General features: G+C 38.6%; 24 protein-coding genes and 1 riboswitch. Of the genes, 20 read left to right on the forward strand and 4 right to left on the reverse strand.

The genetic code is table 11. From position 1 onward, the window contains the following. The first annotated feature begins 175 nt into the window (after positions 1–175). The 8 genes from comGA (at position 176) to gcvT (ending at position 5,603) form a co-directional block, all read left to right on the forward strand. The gene (gene comGA / locus BO48_RS01780) at positions 176–1,168 is read left to right on the forward strand and encodes a competence type IV pilus ATPase ComGA (RefSeq protein ID WP_496365712.1); all 993 of its coding nucleotides are present in this window, start codon (positions 176–178) and stop codon (positions 1,166–1,168) included. Continuing rightward, positions 1,128–2,186, forward strand: a complete 1,059-nt coding sequence (gene comGB / locus BO48_RS01785) for a competence type IV pilus assembly protein ComGB (RefSeq protein WP_496365713.1) — start codon at positions 1,128–1,130, stop codon at positions 2,184–2,186. The genes comGA and comGB overlap by 41 nt, the downstream gene beginning before the upstream one ends. A gap of 14 nt (positions 2,187–2,200) precedes the next feature. Then, positions 2,201–2,545, forward strand: a complete 345-nt coding sequence (gene comGC, locus BO48_RS01790; protein ID WP_496365714.1) for a competence type IV pilus major pilin ComGC — start codon at positions 2,201–2,203, stop codon at positions 2,543–2,545. Next, positions 2,535–2,954, forward strand: a complete 420-nt coding sequence (locus BO48_RS01795) for a prepilin-type N-terminal cleavage/methylation domain-containing protein (protein WP_496365831.1) — start codon at positions 2,535–2,537, stop codon at positions 2,952–2,954. The genes comGC and BO48_RS01795 overlap by 11 nt, the downstream gene beginning before the upstream one ends. Positions 2,955–2,988: 34 nt before the next feature. Continuing rightward, positions 2,989–3,216, forward strand: a complete 228-nt coding sequence (locus BO48_RS01800; RefSeq protein WP_496365715.1) for a hypothetical protein — start codon at positions 2,989–2,991, stop codon at positions 3,214–3,216. Beyond that, the gene (locus BO48_RS01805; protein ID WP_496365716.1) at positions 3,173–3,607 is read left to right on the forward strand and encodes a competence type IV pilus minor pilin ComGF; all 435 of its coding nucleotides are present in this window, start codon (positions 3,173–3,175) and stop codon (positions 3,605–3,607) included. The genes BO48_RS01800 and BO48_RS01805 overlap by 44 nt, the downstream gene beginning before the upstream one ends. A gap of 158 nt (positions 3,608–3,765) precedes the next feature. After that, positions 3,766–4,269: a shikimate kinase gene (locus BO48_RS01810; RefSeq protein WP_496365717.1), complete on the forward strand. Its 504-nt coding sequence runs from the start codon at positions 3,766–3,768 to the stop codon at positions 4,267–4,269. 87 nt (positions 4,270–4,356) lie between these two features. Continuing rightward, positions 4,357–4,446, forward strand: a riboswitch (glycine riboswitch). A gap of 74 nt (positions 4,447–4,520) precedes the next feature. Continuing rightward, positions 4,521–5,603 (forward strand): glycine cleavage system aminomethyltransferase GcvT, encoded by a 1,083-nt coding sequence (gcvT, locus tag BO48_RS01815; RefSeq protein ID WP_496365718.1) that lies wholly within the window; start codon positions 4,521–4,523, stop codon positions 5,601–5,603. A 49-nt stretch (positions 5,604–5,652) separates the two neighbouring features. On the opposite strand, the gene BO48_RS01820 is transcribed toward gcvT, so the two are convergent. The 4 genes from BO48_RS01820 to BO48_RS01835 all read right to left on the reverse strand — a co-directional run bounded on the left by BO48_RS01820 (position 5,653) and on the right by BO48_RS01835 (position 7,950). After that, positions 5,653–6,039, reverse strand: a complete 387-nt coding sequence (locus BO48_RS01820) for a rhodanese-like domain-containing protein (RefSeq protein WP_496365719.1) — start codon at positions 6,037–6,039, stop codon at positions 5,653–5,655. A gap of 203 nt (positions 6,040–6,242) precedes the next feature. Next, complete coding sequence (locus BO48_RS01825; RefSeq protein ID WP_496365720.1) at positions 6,243–6,461, reverse strand: SA1362 family protein; 219 nt, start codon at positions 6,459–6,461, stop codon at positions 6,243–6,245. Next, on the reverse strand, positions 6,458–7,366 hold the full coding sequence (locus tag BO48_RS01830) for a DUF1385 domain-containing protein (RefSeq protein WP_496365721.1): 909 nt from the start codon (positions 7,364–7,366) through the stop codon (positions 6,458–6,460). Before BO48_RS01830 ends, BO48_RS01825 begins: the two co-directional genes overlap by 4 nt. 17 nt (positions 7,367–7,383) lie before the next feature. Beyond that, positions 7,384–7,950, reverse strand: a complete 567-nt coding sequence (locus tag BO48_RS01835; RefSeq protein ID WP_496365722.1) for a hypothetical protein — start codon at positions 7,948–7,950, stop codon at positions 7,384–7,386. A 102-nt stretch (positions 7,951–8,052) separates the two neighbouring features. Here BO48_RS01835 and BO48_RS01840 point away from each other — a divergent pair, with 102 nt between their 5' ends. The 12 genes from BO48_RS01840 to ahrC all read left to right on the forward strand — a co-directional run bounded on the left by BO48_RS01840 (position 8,053) and on the right by ahrC (position 18,028). Next, complete coding sequence (locus tag BO48_RS01840; RefSeq protein ID WP_496365723.1) at positions 8,053–9,108, forward strand: M24 family metallopeptidase; 1,056 nt, start codon at positions 8,053–8,055, stop codon at positions 9,106–9,108. 19 nt (positions 9,109–9,127) lie between these two features. Next, positions 9,128–9,685 carry an elongation factor P gene (efp, locus tag BO48_RS01845; RefSeq protein WP_496365724.1) on the forward strand — a complete coding sequence of 186 codons (558 nt, stop codon included), beginning with the start codon at positions 9,128–9,130 and terminating at the stop codon, positions 9,683–9,685. A gap of 94 nt (positions 9,686–9,779) precedes the next feature. Then, positions 9,780–10,217 carry an acetyl-CoA carboxylase biotin carboxyl carrier protein gene (accB, locus tag BO48_RS01850; RefSeq protein ID WP_496365725.1) on the forward strand — a complete coding sequence of 146 codons (438 nt, stop codon included), beginning with the start codon at positions 9,780–9,782 and terminating at the stop codon, positions 10,215–10,217. After that, positions 10,217–11,563 carry an acetyl-CoA carboxylase biotin carboxylase subunit gene (gene accC / locus BO48_RS01855; RefSeq protein ID WP_496365832.1) on the forward strand — a complete coding sequence of 449 codons (1,347 nt, stop codon included), beginning with the start codon at positions 10,217–10,219 and terminating at the stop codon, positions 11,561–11,563. The genes accB and accC overlap by 1 nt, the downstream gene beginning before the upstream one ends. Before the next feature lie 21 nt (positions 11,564–11,584). Further along, positions 11,585–11,935 (forward strand): Asp23/Gls24 family envelope stress response protein, encoded by a 351-nt coding sequence (locus BO48_RS01860; protein WP_496365726.1) that lies wholly within the window; start codon positions 11,585–11,587, stop codon positions 11,933–11,935. Between the two features lie 18 nt (positions 11,936–11,953). Beyond that, complete coding sequence (gene nusB / locus BO48_RS01865) at positions 11,954–12,349, forward strand: transcription antitermination factor NusB (RefSeq protein WP_496365727.1); 396 nt, start codon at positions 11,954–11,956, stop codon at positions 12,347–12,349. 2 nt (positions 12,350–12,351) lie between these two features. Further along, positions 12,352–13,692, forward strand: coding sequence for an exodeoxyribonuclease VII large subunit (xseA, locus tag BO48_RS01870; RefSeq protein ID WP_496365728.1), 1,341 nt, complete (start codon positions 12,352–12,354; stop codon positions 13,690–13,692). Further along, positions 13,685–13,891: an exodeoxyribonuclease VII small subunit gene (gene xseB, locus BO48_RS01875; protein ID WP_496365729.1), complete on the forward strand. Its 207-nt coding sequence runs from the start codon at positions 13,685–13,687 to the stop codon at positions 13,889–13,891. The genes xseA and xseB overlap by 8 nt, the downstream gene beginning before the upstream one ends. Next, a complete protein-coding gene (locus BO48_RS01880; protein WP_496365730.1) occupies positions 13,884–14,759 on the forward strand; it encodes a polyprenyl synthetase family protein in 876 nt (291 codons plus the stop codon). Before xseB ends, BO48_RS01880 begins: the two co-directional genes overlap by 8 nt. A 79-nt stretch (positions 14,760–14,838) precedes the next feature. Further along, the gene (gene dxs / locus BO48_RS01885; RefSeq protein ID WP_496365731.1) at positions 14,839–16,728 is read left to right on the forward strand and encodes a 1-deoxy-D-xylulose-5-phosphate synthase; all 1,890 of its coding nucleotides are present in this window, start codon (positions 14,839–14,841) and stop codon (positions 16,726–16,728) included. Beyond that, complete coding sequence (locus tag BO48_RS01890; RefSeq protein WP_496365732.1) at positions 16,709–17,491, forward strand: TlyA family RNA methyltransferase; 783 nt, start codon at positions 16,709–16,711, stop codon at positions 17,489–17,491. Before dxs ends, BO48_RS01890 begins: the two co-directional genes overlap by 20 nt. Positions 17,492–17,575: 84 nt before the next feature. Next, a complete protein-coding gene (gene ahrC, locus BO48_RS01895) occupies positions 17,576–18,028 on the forward strand; it encodes a transcriptional regulator AhrC/ArgR (protein WP_092984970.1) in 453 nt (150 codons plus the stop codon). Positions 18,029–18,037 lie beyond the last annotated feature (9 nt).

Raw genomic sequence — 18,037 nt, forward strand, 5'->3', positions numbered from 1 at the left:
TATAGATAATCTATTTCTTAAAGTAAATAGGCTTTATATTAAATTTCATGGTAATAAATTACATTATACTGTAATACTTCCGTTTTATATATACAGAAATCCAAAAAGTGTGAAATTAAGTCAGAAAAAATCAAAATCGCAGTTTTTAGGATTATATATAGTAGGAGGGAAAATAATGAAAAATAAAATTATAACCATTTTAGAAAATGCACAGGAAATTAATGCCACTGATATTCATATTATACTCGAAAGCGAGTGTGGCAGAATTAAATTTCGGCGTAAAGGCAAGATGACTGATTTTCAGGAAATATCAAAAGAAGAGTTTAAGCGATTAGTGAATTTCTTAAAATTTATCGCTGAACTTGATATTAATGAACATAAAATCCCTCAGAGTGGAAAAACAACTTTAAAAGTTAACAATGAGGATTTTGCTTTAAGAGTCAGTACATTGCCGATAACACTGATGGATGAAGTCGTAGTGATCAGAATACTGGATGCACTGGATAAGCGACCTGCCAAATCATTATTCATAAATAATAAGGAATTTGATTTTTTTAAAGATTATATGGAGCTGTCACAAGGTCTGATTCTGTTTACGGGACCGACAGGCTCAGGAAAATCCACATTGATGTCCAACCTGATCAATGAAGTTGTAAAGGAAGGTTCGAGACAGATCATAAGTATAGAAGATCCAATCGAATATGAAATTGATGGCATGGTACAGGTGGAAATCAACGATAAGGCCAATATATCTTATGAACCTTTGTTAAGAGGAGCTTTGAGATGTGATCCGGATGTTTTAATGTTTGGTGAGATAAGGGACAAAACCATTGCGAGAGAACTCATTCGTGCGAGTTTATCAGGACATCTTGTATTCAGTACTTTTCACAGTAAGTCTGCTGTGAGCACAATCAGCCGGCTGAAAGATTTTGATTTATATGATGAGGAACTTAAACAAAGTATCTCATTAATAGTGAACCAGAGAATAATCCATACGAAGTCGAAAAGTTTTATCATTTATGAATATTTAACTGCTGCTGACATCAATGATTATTTGCTTGACAGACAGGTGAATTACAAAACTTTGAATCACCAGTTACTGACACTTAAAAATGAAGGACATTTAAATGATGAAGAATTTTCATATTACAATCAAAAATTCAAATAAACTCGGTATCTATGACGGTCACTTTTTATTAAAACTAAGCACATTGATGGAAAATGGTTTTACCATGTATGATGCTTTGAGATTTTTAATTGAACAGTATGATGTTTTAAAAACAACTACAAAAGAGGAGGCAGAGCATCTTATAGATAGTGGAGAAAAGCTCAGCGATATTTTAAAAATGCTCGGCTTTAGAAAATCGATTATCATCCAGGTCACCTTTGCTGAGATTCATGGGGAGATGATTAATAACTTGAAGGAATCTGCCCTTTATCTCGATAACAGACGGCAGACCTTTTCAAAACTGATTAAGTCAATACAATATCCGCTTCTTCTGGTCAGCATCTTCATCGTGATGCTGATCATTTTAAATTATACAGTCATTCCGCAGTTCCAGTCACTTTACAATTCCATAGGTACTGAGGCGGAGGGGATTGTCAGTGTACTTACAGTCATGCTTGAGCTGCTTCCCAACATCGTTATCGGATTGATAGCAGCATTTACTCTGTTGTCCGTTGTCATAGTCCTGATAATAAAATTTGCGCCGGTTGAAATGCAGGTCAGAATTTTACTTAAGGTGCCGCTGTTAAAATTTTATGTGGTCCATTACCACACATACAGGTTCTCAAGAGAGTTCGGCTATTTTATAAATAATGGGCTGGAAGTAAAAGAGATTATCGGGCTATTCAAAAACCAATCTTTAAGCGACTACTTAAACTACATTGCAATTAAAATAGAACAGAAACTCAACCAGGGCAACTCAATGTCGGCGGCGGTGAAAGACATTCCAATACTGGATGAAAAATTATCCGTATTCATCAGTCACGGAGAGTTAAACAGTGAAGTAGGTAAAGAGCTTGTTATTTTCAGTGAGTACACTCTCGAAAAAATAATCATGCGCATCGAAAACTTAACCAAGAGAATACAGCCGGTTATATTCAGCATTTTGGGAGTGCTGATCGTCTGTCTGTATCTGGTCATCATGCTGCCGATTTTTCAGATGATGTCTACATTAAACTAAAAAGGAGATTTACAATGAGAAAACTATTTATAAAAAAAATTATTAAAAATGAAGATGGATTTACGTTGATTGAGATGCTTTTGGTACTGCTGGTGATATCAGTACTGATCATACTCATCATTCCGAATATCGCCGCTCAGAGTTCAAATGTTCAGGACACAGGATGTGATGCTCAAGTGAAGATGGTACAGAGCCAGATTCAGGCTTATAAATTAAATGAAGGATCAGACCCTGCCGATATTAGTGCCCTTACTGGTAAAGGATATATCACAGCGGATCAGATAGAATGTGCCAATGGCGTAAAAATTACGATTATAAACGGAGAGGCACAGAAAGAAGGATCAGGAACTGGAAGTTAAAGGGTTCACAATGATTGAAATGATGCTGACACTTTTTGTGCTCAGCGTCATTCTACTTATCTCTGTCAATACGATACCTGACTACAACGGCGGTGATAAAGAAAATGAAATCAGCAATATTTCATACTTTTTTAAAGCGGCACAGACGAGAAGTATTCATCAGGAAAAGGTACATACTGTTTTAATCGATCACGCGAATAATAAATTAGTCGTCCGTTCCCAGGACCGTGAAGATATTTATGAATATCAATTGACGACATGCAGTCTGAAGAGCGGTGGTCTTAAAAGATTCAACTATCTTTCATCAGGTAATACAAATGCGTTTGGATCGGTAATCTTAAACTGCAGCGGGGAGGCTGTTCGATTTGTATTTCAAATTCAAAAAGGACAATTCAGAATTGAACAATGATGGGTTTCTATTGGTGGATTCTTTGCTATCGCTGATGACTCTGTTAATAATTACGAACATACTGCTGCCTGCACTGCTCGTTCTCGTGCAGTTTGACAGTACCAGTCAATCACAGTTGAAATTTAACCGAGAGGTGTACATTTCACTATCGGGTTATGAAACTTTTGAAAGTTTTAAAAAAGATAATGATAAATTTTTGGTGAGGCAGGGTGAGATTTGTGACAAAATTGATGGAAGTCTTTGCGTCAGCATTAAAAAATAATGGCTTTACTTATTTGGAAACACTATTTTCACTTTCAGTAATCAGTCTGATTGCATTTATCTTACCGGCAACATTCGGCGTCTTTTCACAATTTGGAATGATAGACACAGATCTTGAGGGGGACATCTTCATCATGGACATTGTTGAAACGTCGAGGTCTTCTAATGAAGTTGAGATAGATGATAAGAAGTCGATTACTTTTGAAACAGAAGCCGGAAAAATAGAATATCAGCTTAATAATTCAAGAATTATAAAAAGTATAAATAAAGAAGGATTTATTACGATGTTGTTTGGTGTGACGACATGGGAGATTACAGAAGAAAAGAAATTTATAAAAATTAAAATAAAAACCGATGGAGAATTCGATGAAAAAATTCTTATTAAACAATGACGGCTTTATCAGTTTTTCACTCTACATCATATTAATTTATTTGATATCTGTTTATTACCACTTCTATAATAGGTACATGATGGTGATTGAAATCAGAACAAATTTAATACTCATTTATGAGAATTACATCAATAGAATAATCGGAACAGGGTGAAAATATGATTTTAACAGGTTTTATGGGCAGTGGTAAGACGACGGTAGGTGAACTTCTGGCACATAGTACAGGTAAAAAATTCATAGATCTCGACCACTATATCGTCGAACAGGCTGGCAGACCGATTCCTGAGATTTTCGAATCGGACGGGGAGAGCGGCTTCAGAGAGATTGAGAGGGAGTCATTGAAAGAAGTGATCGAAAGCACTGATGTCGTTATCTCCACAGGCGGCGGCATCATTACATACGAAGAATCTAGAAACCTTCTTAAAGAAAATAACAATCATAATGTTTATTTTCTGTCAGCGCCGTTTGATTTACTATATGAACGAGTTAAAAATGATGAAGGACGGCCGATGCTGAAAAACGGTTATGATGCTACTAAAGCATTATACGATTCGCGGCTGAAATTCTATGAAGAAACTTCAAACTATCAGGTAGATGCCAGCCTGGATATAGGTGAGATAGAAGCGATACTGCTGGAAATGGAAGGTCTTGGCAGCAACTGATGACAATAGGAATGTTAAAGCTTGCCTAACAATTCGACTTATTGATATAATGAGGACGTATATTGTTGGAACAGCAACATTTTGCGTATGATCAATACTGGAGAGCACGTTGAGTCGTCGCCGAAGGAGCAAGCCCTAACAGGTGAATCTCTCAGGCAAAAGAACAGTATTGTGACGCTTTCCTGAAGGTTACTCAACAGGGCAACGAATCAGTTGTTCTGTTTCATTTATTTTAAGGAGGAAAACAATTTATGGCTGAATTAAAGAAAACACCATTGAATGAATATTATCATGAAAGTGGTGCAAAACTTGTTGATTTTGGTGGTTGGGAAATGCCCGTACAATTCACGAGCATCAAAGAGGAACACAATGCAGTAAGAGAAGATGTAGGAATCTTTGATGTAAGTCACATGGGTGAAATCAAAGTTTCAGGTAAAGAAGCTGTGCAGTTTCTAAACCATGTTCTTACAAACGACATCACTAAACTCACGGATGTTAAAGCACATTATACTTTCCTGTGTAATGAACAAGGTGGAGTAATCGATGATTTAGTTGCTTATAAATTAGGTGAAGATGAGTATATCCTTGTTGTGAACGCGGGTAATACTGATAAAGACCTTGAGTGGTTGAACTCAATCGAAGGTTTCGACGCAAAAGTTGAGAACGTATCTCCTGAATACGGCCAGATTGCTGTACAGGGACCGAATGCAAGAGCAATGGTTCAAAAGCACGTTGAAGAAGATATCAGCGATATCAAAATGTTCCAATTCAGAACAGATTACAAAGTTGACGGCAAAGATGTAATTCTTTCACAAACAGGCTATACAGGTGAAGATGGATTTGAAATCTACTGTAAGAGCGAAGATACTGTAGCACTTTGGAAATTGTTCAAAGAAGAAGGCGCTGTAGAATGTGGTCTTGGTGCACGTGATACTTTAAGACTTGAAGGCGGACTGCCACTTCACGGTCAGGATCTGACTGAAGAAATCACACCGGTTGAAGCAAAAATGGGCTTCGCTGTAAAAGTCGACAAAGGTGATTTCATCGGTAAAGATGTATTACAGAAGCAAAAAGAAGAAGGCGCAAAGCGTAAACTTCAAGGCTTTGAAATTACGGGCAAAGGTATCGCACGTACAGGCTATGAAGTGTTTGACAAAGAAGGCAACCAGGTTGGTGTAGTGACAAGTGGTACACAGTCACCAGCTACAAAACGTTCAATCGGTTTTGCGATGGTCGATACAGACTTCCATGAACTTGAAAAAGAGTTCATCATCAAAATACGTAACAAAGATGTAGAAGCTAAATTCGTTAAGGCACCATTTCATAAAAACTAATTGAATCAGAAATTAAAAAAGCAATTCTCCATTCATTGGAGAATTGCTTTTATTTATTTTTAGACTTGATTTTACCTGTCCATTTACTGATTCCATTTTTCAGCATGTATACATCTGTATATCCTTTTTTCTTCAACATCTTGGCAGCCCGGATTGAAAGCCTGCCTGTCTGGTCATATAAATAGATAGGTTTGTCTTTTCTCAATGAACCCATTTTAATCGACAGGTTCATCATCGGTATGTTTCTTGCCCCAAGAATATGACCGTGTTCATATTTCTCTTTTTCCCGCAGATCGATCAATTGTACTTTTCTCATATCTTTTTTAAATTCGTCTTCCGGCAATGACTTAACATTTCTCATGTTAAGAATACCATTGACCAATAACAGAGCGATGAGTACAACTAATACGATTAATATAATTAACCAAGTATCCAATTTTCGTCCTCCTCATAAATACATGCACACCTAACATTATAATTAACTTTTATATAATTTAAAAGAGGGAACTGAAGGAAGAAGTTTCGTAATGGTGAAATGAATCTGCATTAAAAGCATTAATAAGTATTATGACGATGGTTGAAGCATTGCCGGGTAAAATACGCATCCATTAAAAAAAGCATCCGGCCGGATGCTTTCAACTATTTCTTTCTGTATTTTCTTCTGGACTTTCTGAGTGCCCGTTTATATTTCCTCTGGCTCGGTGTCTGTATAAAGAAGTAATATATCCCGTAAAGGACAGCGCCGAGCACCAATATGAAAATGAGAGAGCTCAGAATCATATTCATAACCATATCAAGATTAAATATCAACCCAATGATGGCAACGGCTATAAACAAGTAGAGCAAAATTTTCTTCAAGCTTTATCCCTCCGTAATAATTGATTGAATGAATGGATTGCCACTTCAACCTGGTCATTCTCGGGCTGCTTTGTCGTCAGATACTGTAACCATAACCCCGGGAGTCCGAGCCACTTCAGGACCGGGATATCCCTTAATTTATTGGTCAACTGCAGCACTTCAAATGATAACCCTAAAACGACAGGTATTAATAATATTCTGTTCAGTATTCTAACGTAGAAAGGGTCTACAGGTACGAACATGTAAACGACAAAACCGACCAGTACTGTAAATAAAATGAATGAGCTGCCGCATCTGTAGTGCAGCCTTGAGTGTTCCTGTACATTATTTACTGTTAATTCCTTATCAGACTCGAATGTATTGATGACTTTATGTTCGGCTCCGTGATACTGAAACAGCCGCTTGATCATCGGTGTAAATGAAATTGCATAAATATATCCGAGAAGCAGCAGCAGTTTGAAAAAGGTTTCCAGAGCGACTTGTCCGAAATGGCTTGTTATGATGCCTGAAAAAAGTTCTGCTACGAAAACGGGAATGAGCGTAAATAAAAATTTGCCGATAAGAAAAGACAGTATCCCGACCAGGACGGTGGATAATACTATTTTAGCCATGTTCGCAGACTGTTTCTCGGACTCTATCTGAACATCATCTTCCGGATCTCTTTCATAGCGGTCTGTCGCGTATTCCATATGCTTCATGCCGAAAACACTCGACTCGATGATGGCAACATTTCCGCGTAAAATCGGTATTTTCTTTAATTTTTGCACCCAGTTCTTCTGGGGTCGCTTCATTTCAAAGTATTCAATTTCATCATTGTTTCTGCGTATCGCTGTGACCATGTCGTTTCCGGACTGAAACATTACGCCTTCGACGACTGCCTGACCGCCAAACTTAGTTTTTTCCATTTCCTCGCTACTTTCTATTAATAGAATTCACTAATACTGTTTAAAGCTGTTATGCCTTCTTTAACAGCTTTCGTATCATTGTTTGCAGCACCGGTTTTTATTTGTTCTAGAGCACCGGTCATGTCTGCGTGTGCAACATCAAGTGAGGTATGCTTCCTCATCAAGGTTTCATTCAATTCAAGATTGCCGACTTCGGATTCATAAGTGCTGATTGTGTCATCGATATTTTGAATGATCGGGTCGATGTTCTCATTTAGATTATTGTAATTGTCTGAACCACTGTCTTTCTGGATCAGGCTATTGAGTGATTCCAGCTCAGCGACTAATGAATTTGAATATTCATCAACGATATCTATATATTGTTTAACATTGTCATCATTTTGTGATGTCTCTGCCTGAGAGATTTCATTTTCCAATGTTTCCAGCTTCATGGAGTTTCTTTCCAGCTTAACTGTTTCGGTTTGAAGCAATTCTTCCAATTCTTCTTTCTCGGTCTCGGCAGATGACAGCTGTTCTTCAGCAGATGGGCTGCCGCACGAAGCGAGAGTGAATATTACTGTGAATAAAAAGATTGATTTTTTCATACTTTATCTCCCTAACATCATTTTATTATTTTAACATGTTATGTCATACTTATAAATGAAAAAGGATATTTGAAACTGCAAAATCTATTTTGAGGTGAAAAGATGATTAAATACGAAAAAGTACATGATTTGATTAAGAGAGAAAAACTGGATGCGCTGCTTGTGATGAGCCCGTACAACAGAAGATACCTTTCTAATTTCACAGGTTCCAGCGGCGCGGTCATCATAACTGAAAATGAAAAATATTTAATATCGGATTTCAGATATAATGCCCAGGCTCAAAATGAGGCTGAAGACTTTGAATTTGTATTGCAGCAAAAAGGTCTGATAGATTTCATCATCAAATTTCTAAAAGAAAAAAATCTAAAAACTGTCGGTTTTGAAGGCGCACATGTCAACTTCAACACATACAAGAAGTTTGCCGATAACTTCGATCTTGTGCCCTTGACTAATGAAGTGGAAAAAATCAGGATGTATAAAACTTCGGATGAATTGGAACTGATCAAGAAGGCATGTGAAATTGCCGATGAATCCTATGAGTATATTTTAAAGTATGTTCAACCGGGTATTAGTGAGATGCAGGTCAAGAATGAACTTGAAGGTTACATGACCAAATTGGGAGCAAGCGGTGCGAGTTTTGACACGATTGTCGCGAGCGGTTACCGCGGTGCATTGCCACACGGCGTTGCTTCGGATAAAATAATAGAAGTCGGCGATATGGTCACTTTGGATTTCGGTGCATACTACAAAGGATACGCCTCTGATATCACCCGTTCTTTCGGTGTGGGCGAGGTTTCCGATGAAATGGAAAAAATATATGATATAGTACTCGAATCACAGCTGAAGTCGCTGGATGATATTAAAAATGGAATGACAGGTTCAGAGGCTGATAAAGTTGCGCGTGATATCATCACATCTTATGGTTACGGAGATAATTTCGGACATTCACTCGGTCATGGTTTCGGGCTTGAAGTTCATGAAGGGCCGGCACTTGCCAAAAGCAGTGAAACCATTCTTGAAGAAAACATGTGCGTTACGATCGAACCGGGTATATATGTCGACGATGTAGGCGGAGTCAGAATAGAAGATGACTGTCTGGTAACGGATAAAGGTCTTGAAAAACTGACCCACAGTTCAAAAGATTTATTTATTATATAAACTTGAGGAGGAAGATACAGTGATATCAGTAAATGATTTGAAAACAGGATTAACAATTGAAACAGACGGCAGTATTTGGAGGGTTGTAGATTTCCAGCACGTAAAGCCAGGTAAGGGTGCTGCTTTTGTACGCAGTAAACTTAGAAACTTAAGATCAGGCGCGATTCAGGAAAAAACTTTCAGAGCAGGCGAAAAAGTAGGCAAAGCCCAAATTGATAACAGAAAGATGCAATATTTATATGCGGACGGAAACAGCCACGTGTTCATGGATAACAATACTTATGACCAGGTTGAGCTTCAGGCCGACCAATTGGAACATGAGCTGAAGTTTCTACAGGAAAATATGAATGTCACTATCATCATGTATGAAGGTGAAACTCTGGGAGTCCAACTGCCGAAAACGGTTGAACTGAAAGTGACAGAGTCTGAACCGGGCATCAAAGGTGATACTGCAACAGGTGCTACAAAAGAAGCGACACTTGAGACAGGTTTAACGATCCAGGTCCCACTTTTTGTCAATCAAGGTGATGTTTTAGTAATTAATACAGACGAGGGTGCGTACGTATCCAGAGCATAAAAGCAGAGTTTTCTCTGCTTTTATTATTTTTACTTGAATTGGTATGACCACTGAAGTAAAATTATATAAAGAAATTTCCTTAAGGAGTATTGCTATGAATATTGATAATCTTGATAAATTAATTGAACGTATGGAAAAAGCATCTTTGTCGGAACTGTCTTATAAAGACGGTGACGTCGATATCAAATTGAAAAAAGAAGCACCGCGGGAAGTAATGGAAGTACCTGCAAAACAGGCTACAAATGTCGCACCGCAGCAAACCAGTCAGGCGCCTGAAAGTGAACCGGCTGAAAAAGAAGGCAAGTTGATCAAAGCGCCGATGGTAGGTACTTTTTACAAGGCGCCTTCTCCGGAGTCTGAGCCTTTTATAGCAGTTGGCGACAATGTGTCCAATGACTCAGTAGTGTGTATTTTGGAAGCGATGAAACTATTCAATGAAATCCAGGCTGAAACTTCCGGTGAAATTGTAGAGATTCTTGTTGATGACGGAGATATGGTTGAATACGATCAGCCATTGTTCAGAGTCCTATGATTAAAAAAGTATTAGTTGCCAACCGTGGCGAAATTGCAGTACGAATCATTCGTGCATGCAGTGAGCTGGGGATTGAATCCGTAAGTATTTATTCTGAAGCAGATAAAGACAGCCTTCACCGGAAACTTGCCACAGAATCGTACTGCATAGGACCAAAGCTGTCGAAAGACAGTTATCTGGATATGATCAGCATCATTACCATCGCCAATAAAACAGGCTGTGATGCGATTCATCCCGGTTACGGTTTCCTTGCTGAAAACAGTGACTTTGCAGAAATGTGCGAAGCATCAAATCTGATATTCATCGGTCCGATGTATGAAACGATTTCGCTCATGGGCGTCAAAGACATTGCCAAGAACACTATGGAAAAGGCAGGCGTTCCGACGGTACCGGGAAGCGACGGGGTCGTGCAGTCGGTGGATGATGCAAAAGAGATTGCATCTTCAGTAGGCTATCCGGTCATAATTAAAGCAAGCTACGGCGGCGGCGGTAAAGGTATCCGTGTCGCTCGTAACGAAGAAGAACTCGTCCAGAATTATAAGATGACGGAGCAGGAAGCTGAAAGTGCCTTTGGCAATAAAAGCCTGTATATAGAAAAGTATATTGAAAACTTCCGTCATATAGAGATACAGGTGCTCGGTGACTACCACGGAAACGTCGTTCATCTGGGCGAACGCGACTGTACGATACAAAGAAGAATGCAAAAGCTTGTTGAAGAGGCACCGAGCCCCATCCTGTCAGAAGAAAAACGGAAAGCGATGGGCGATACTGCAGTGACTGCGGCGAAAAGCATAGATTACATCGGTGCGGGAACAATAGAGTTCATATATGATTTGAACGATGATGAATTTTATTTCATGGAAATGAATACAAGGATACAGGTTGAGCATCCGGTAACAGAGATGATTACCGGAATCGACCTGGTCAAAATGCAGATTAAAATCGCAATGAGGGAAGAGATTCCTTTCAAACAGGAAGATATCACATTCAACGGTCATGCAATCGAATATCGTATCAATGCAGAGAACCCGTCTAAAAACTTCATGCCTTCCGCTGGTAAAATTACAAACTTCATCACCCCCGGCGGGTTTGGTGTCAGAATGGATACGGCATGTTACAGCGGTTATACGATACCCCCGTATTACGACTCCATGATTGCAAAATTGATCGTCCACGGTGAATCACGTGAAGAGGTCGTTCAGATTTCAAAACGTGCACTAGGGGAGTTCATTATCGGCGGCATCGATACGACGATACCGTTCCACCTGAATTTATTGAAAAATGATGACTTTATCAACAATAATTACAACACAAATTTTTTAGCCTTAAATGATATCATGTTATAATAATATCAAGAGGTGATGACAGTGAAGATTTCAACACAAAATTCCAATTTAGGTGTTATTAATATTTCTCCTGAAGTGATAGAAGTGATAACAAGCATCGCGGTGACAGAGACACCGGGTGTACACAGTTTACAAAACAATTTCGCAAGTGGTAATATAGAAAAGCTCGGAAAAAAATATCGCGGCCGCGGTGTGCGTGTCGATATAAAAGACGATGAAGTTATCTTATCGGCATACGTAGTATTAAAAGAAGGTGTAAACGTTCATAAAGTTGCTGAGAACATCCAGTCTAATGTCAATCAAACTTTACACACTATGTTGGAGCAACAGGTTAAAGAAATAAATGTTCACATTGTGAATATCATTAAATAAAGATGGATTGGTGTTTTTATGAACAGACATGAACAACGGAAAAAAATATTTCAAATACTCTTTCAAATAGATCACGATGCCGTGCAGCTGAACGAAGCAGCATTTTATGATCTTCTTGACGACAACCCATATATAAAAGATGTTGTCAGTTATTATGTAGACAACAAGGAAAATGTTAATGACAATATCAGCAAACATTTGAAAAACTATACTTTGGAGAGAATCTCCAAAGCTGAACGAAATGTTTTACGAATGGCAATATCTGAATTATTGTTGCAGGATTCTCCGCCAAGAGTGGTAATTAATGAGGCGGTTAAAATCATAAAGTTATATGGCGATAAAGACAGTTATAAATTTGTAAACGGAGTGCTTAAAAACTTTCCTGATTTATTAGAAGAAATGGATGAAAAATAGTGATGGAAAACAATAAATATTTATCCGTAAAAGCTTTAACAAAATATTTAAAATATAAATTTGACCAAGACCCGTATTTACGACGGGTCTTTGTTACAGGTGAATTATCCAATGTTAAGCTGCATTCGAGCGGCCATTTATATTTTGCCCTTAAAGATGGACGTGCTGTCATCCGGGGTATAATGTTTAAATCCGCTGCGGACAAACTTACATTTGAACCTGTTGAAGGACAGAAAGTACTGATATCCGGCAGAATCAGCATTTTTGAAAACACCGGTCAATATCAGATTTATGCGGAAGATATCCAAATAGACGGCGTGGGCCAACTTTTTGAACAATTGGAAAAAGATAAAAAGGAGCTTTCGCAAAAAGGGTATTTCGATCAGGCGCATAAAAAGCCGATACCCGAATATCCTGAGAATATCGTTCTGATCAGTTCAGCCACCAGTGCGGCTGTAAAAGACATGATTACAACGTTTGAAAGACGTTATCCTCTCGTAAAGCTACAAGTGTTAAATACTCTTATGCAAGGTTCGGAAAGTAAAAATGATGTGATTGATCAATTGGCATACGCAGATACACTAGATGCTGATCTGATCATACTTGCACGCGGCGGCGGTTCTATTGAAGACTTATGGACCTTCAATGAAAAAGAAGTGGCGCTCACGGTCTTTAACACGACAACTCCTGTTATAACCGGCGTGGGACATGAAACGGATACAACTCTGGTGGATTACATTTCAGACTTAAGAGCGCCGACTCCGACTGCTGCTGCAGAACTGGCCGTCCCTTTCTATCAGGACATTATCCAGCGACTTAAAGAAACTGAACTGAAATTCACACGGGATATTATGCAGAGCATACAATATAAGAAGCAGTTGTTAAGCAGTCTTGCAGATTTTTATAAATTTAAGACGCCTTCATTGTTGTATGATCAGCAGACCGAGCGGCTCATTAATCAAAAGGACAAATTATTTTCAAACTTCAATCAATCTTTTAAAGAACATACATATGGATTGAAACATATTCAATCCAGTTTAAATCATCTGTCTCCAATGCCGAACATCAATGTGTATAAAAACGAGCTGTCGGGATTGTACGACGACTTAAATCATTCAATGGTTCAAATCAATAAAAACAGCAGAAGAAATTTATTGAATAAAATTGAAATGCTTGATTCATTAAGTCCGACATCTGTATTGAAGCGGGGTTATTCATACACTACTAAAGATGATGAAGTCATTAAAGATGCTGGTAATATTAAAGAAGATGATATGATTATGAGCCATTTCCATAGAGGAAATATACTATCCAAAGTAATAGAGGTGAACAATGATGAGTGAACAAAAGACTGAATCCTTTGAGGAAAAAATGAATAAGCTGGACGGTATTGTTAAAGAATTGGAAAATGATGATGTATCATTGGAAAAATCACTTGAACTATACAAAAAAGGTGTAGAACTGTCCCGTGAATGTGAAAAAATACTGAAAGATGCAGAGTTGAAAGTGGAGACTCTGAATAAGGACAGCAATGATGAATAATATCGATTACCATATTAAGAAAATAGACGATGTCATATTGACACACCTTGAAGAAAATCATGTTTCTAAGACTATAATGGATGCGAGTAAGTATTCCATTAAATCAGGCGGCAAAAGATTCCGTCCGTATTTGCTTTTTGCAGTCCTGGATGCTTTCGGTGTACCGCTTGATTCCGGGTTGAAAACAGCTGGTGCGATAGAAATGATTCATACATACTCTCTAATACATGACGATTTGCCGGCAATGGATGATGACGATCTGAGAAGAGGAAATCCAACCAACCATAAAATTTTTGGTGAAGCTGCCGCGATACTTGCAGGGGATAATCTGCTTACGGAGAGTTTCAATTTAATCGCCAATGATAAGAAATTATCCACAGCTGATCAATTGGAACTTATACAGATGATTTCAAAATCTGCCGGCCAAAATGGTATGATAGGTGGACAGATGCTTGATATAGAAGCAGAAAATAATAAAATATCATTTGAAGAGCTGGAACAGATACACAGCTACAAGACTGGTAAATTAATCAGCGCCCCTGTAAAAGCTGCTACAATCATTGCAGATGCAGATGAAAAAACAGCGTTTCATCTTTTGAAGTTTGCTGATCATCTTGGTATCATTTTCCAAATCAGAGATGATATTCTGGATGTCACCGGTGATGTTGAACTCACAGGTAAGAATATCGGCAGCGATGCGCGTAAGGATAAAGTCACTTATGTCAGCACCTTTGGACTTGATGGTGCCATGGAACAGATGGACAGGAGAGTTTCTCTCGCCAAAAAAGAATTAGAATCTGTCAGTGACGTAATTAATGTTGATGAACTTGAAAATGTACTTAATAAATTTGCAGTAAGAGACAATTAAATTGTCGGAACTTATTGTATCTTAGATACTGTTAGTAATGTTATAATTAAAAACAGTAAATTTAAAGGTTGGATGTATTATGAATCTTTTTAAAATTGAAGATCCAAAATTTTTGAAAAATATGAATGTAAATCAGTTGGAATCACTGGCTCAGGATGTCAGGGAGTTCTTGATTCAATCGTGTTCTCAAACCGGTGGGCACATTGGTGCAAACCTGGGAGTTGTCGAACTTTCAATCGCACTCCATAAGCATTTTAATTCACCAGAGGATAAATTTATATTTGATGTTGGACACCAGGCATATATTCATAAAATTTTAACAGGTCGTATCGATCAATTCGAGACACTTAGACAATATAAAGGTTTATGCGGATTTCCTAAATTAAGGGAATCTGAACATGATGTATGGGAAGCTGGGCACTCAAGCACTTCCTTATCAGCAGCAATGGGCATTGCCAAAGCGAGAGATATCAAAGAAGAAGATTATCAAGTCGTTCCGATTATCGGGGATGGCGCGCTGACCGGCGGAATGGCCCTGGAAGCTTTGAACCATATTGGTTCAGATAAGACAGACATGACAATCATTTTGAATGATAATGAAATGAGTATCGCCCCGAATGTCGGTGCAATGCACAATATGCTGGGCAGAATCAGAACAAATACCAATTACAACAGATTCAAATATGATATAGAAGATGCAATTCAAAAAATGCCGCAGGTCGGATCAAGGTTAAGAGATGTTGCCGACCGGATAAAAGACAGCTTGAAATATTTGGTTGTAGAGGGCATTTTCTTTGAGGAGCTCGGAATTAAATATATCGGCCCGGTAGACGGTCATGATTTTGAAGATCTTGAACAGGCGATGCAGTCTGCCAAGGATTATAAGGGCCCGGTAGTCGTCCATGTTATTACTAAAAAAGGTAAAGGGTATCATCCCGCAGAAGATGATAAACTTGGCACATGGCACGGCCTCGGTCCTTATAAAATTGAAACAGGTGAAGTGCTCGGCAGTAAACCGACTGTTTCCTGGAGTGAGTTTATGTCAAACTCCGTTCTGGATAAAGCGAAAGCTGATAAAAGGATTGTAGCAATTACGCCTGCAATGCCTGTCGGCAGTAAATTGACAAAATTTCAAAATGAGCTGCCGAACCAATTTTTCGATGTCGGCATTGCTGAACAGCATGCTGTTACAATGTCCGCAGGACTTGCGACTAATGGAATGAAACCTTACCTTGCGATATACTCCACCTTTTTACAGAGAGGATATGACCAGCTGCTGCATGACGTAGACCGTCAAAATTTGAATGTCTTCATCGGCATTGACAGAAGCGGTCTGGTTGGTGCGGACGGCGAGACCCACCAGGGAGTCTTTGATATAAGTTTCATTTCGCCGTTGCCGAATATGACATTAATGATGCCAAGGGATGAATTCGAAGCTGAACAGATGATTGAGCTCGCTTTCAGTCATGAGGGACCGGTTGCCCTAAGATATCCGCGAGGCAATGTAAAAGGTGTGGATATGAATATCCCGAGAGAACCATTCAGTGTAGGTGAGTGGGAAACACTGCAGGAAGGCTCTGAGGTACACATCATCTCATTCGGCCCGACCGTATCACTTGCAACAGAAGCTGCAAATTACCTTGAGAAGAAAGGTATTGAAGCAGGTGTGGTGAACGCAAGATTCATAAAACCGCTTGATGAGGACTATCTTCATAAAATCGGCCGGGCCGGAACACCACTCGTCGTCGTTGAAGAATCAATGCTGACGGGCGGACTCGGCAGTATGATAGCTACATTCCTGAGTGATAACCACTATACAAATAAAATTAAAAGAATTGGTATAGATAATGAGTATATCGAACACGGGGATGTCAACCTGTTACTTGAGGATATCGGCATAAGTGCCGGCAATGTTGCTGATCAGGCTGTCAGACTAGTAGGAACAAAACATGAAAAAAGTACGTATTGATGATTTTATCGAATCCAATTACAATATCGGCACAGTAGATGAAATCAGAAGGATCATAATGGCCGGCAAAGTATTGAACAATAACCAACCGGTTTATAAACCTTCTGAGATGATACGTCCGGACAAAGCAGATATCAGGTTTAAAAATATCAAACCTTTTGTTTCCAGAGGGGGCCTGAAATTTAAACATGCGATCGAGTCTTTTAATATAGAACTGGCCGGTAAGGTCATGGTCGATATCGGGAGTTCAACCGGCGGGTTCACCGACTGTGCCCTGCAAAATGGCGCATCACTTATTTACGCAGTGGATGTCGGTACAAACCAACTGGATTATAAATTAAGAGTGCATCCTGATGTCATTGTAAAAGAGCAGACGAATTTCAAAAGTACAGTAAGAAAAGATTTCATTCACCGCCCAGGTATAATGACGATTGATGTTTCTTTTACATCAATCGTTCCCATATTAAGGCATATCAGTGAGTTATTTGATCACGAATTTGAAATTGTTGCCCTGATTAAACCCCAATTTGAGAGTTTTCTTGAAGAACGGGAGGAAAGCGGCATAATTACATCTTTAACGACTCATAAAAATGTAATTGAACGGGTAATAAAAGAATGTAATGCGTTGGAATTTCATCCTGAAGCGATTGTCAGATCAAAAGTGAAGGGAACGAAAGGCAACCAGGAATACCTACTTTATTTAACTCATGAAAAAAGCATAAAAAATCATATTACTGATAAAGACATTCAATCTATTTTATAGGTGAATGTCTTTTTTAGTGCACTTTTTTAGTGAGCTGTGATATTATATGTATAAATATACATGCTTTTAATATGGGGGATAACGATGTCAAACAAATCAATCAGACAAATAAAGATCAGAGAGATCATTACAAACAATAAGATTGAAACTCAGGAAGATCTCGTAACAATGCTCAATGATTATAATTTTAATGTGACACAAGCAACTGTTTCAAGAGATATTAAGGAGCTTCAGCTGATAAAGGTGCCGACACCTACGGGGGCGTATGTATACAGTCTGCCAAAAGACCGCAAGTACCATCCTTTGGAGAAATTGGGGCGGTATTTGATGGATAGTTTCGTTAAACTGGATTATACTGAGAATCTCCTCGTTTTGAAGACACTTCCCGGCAACGCACAATCCATCGGTGCAATCATTGACCAGCTGGAATGGGAAGAAGTCATCGGAACAATTTGCGGAGATGATACATGCCTGTTGATCTGCCGTAACGAAGATTCACAAAAAGCAATCAGAGATCGGATATTTAATCTGATCTGATAAATAGGA

The organism is Lacicoccus kunmingensis DSM 17847 (genome assembly GCF_059568765.1).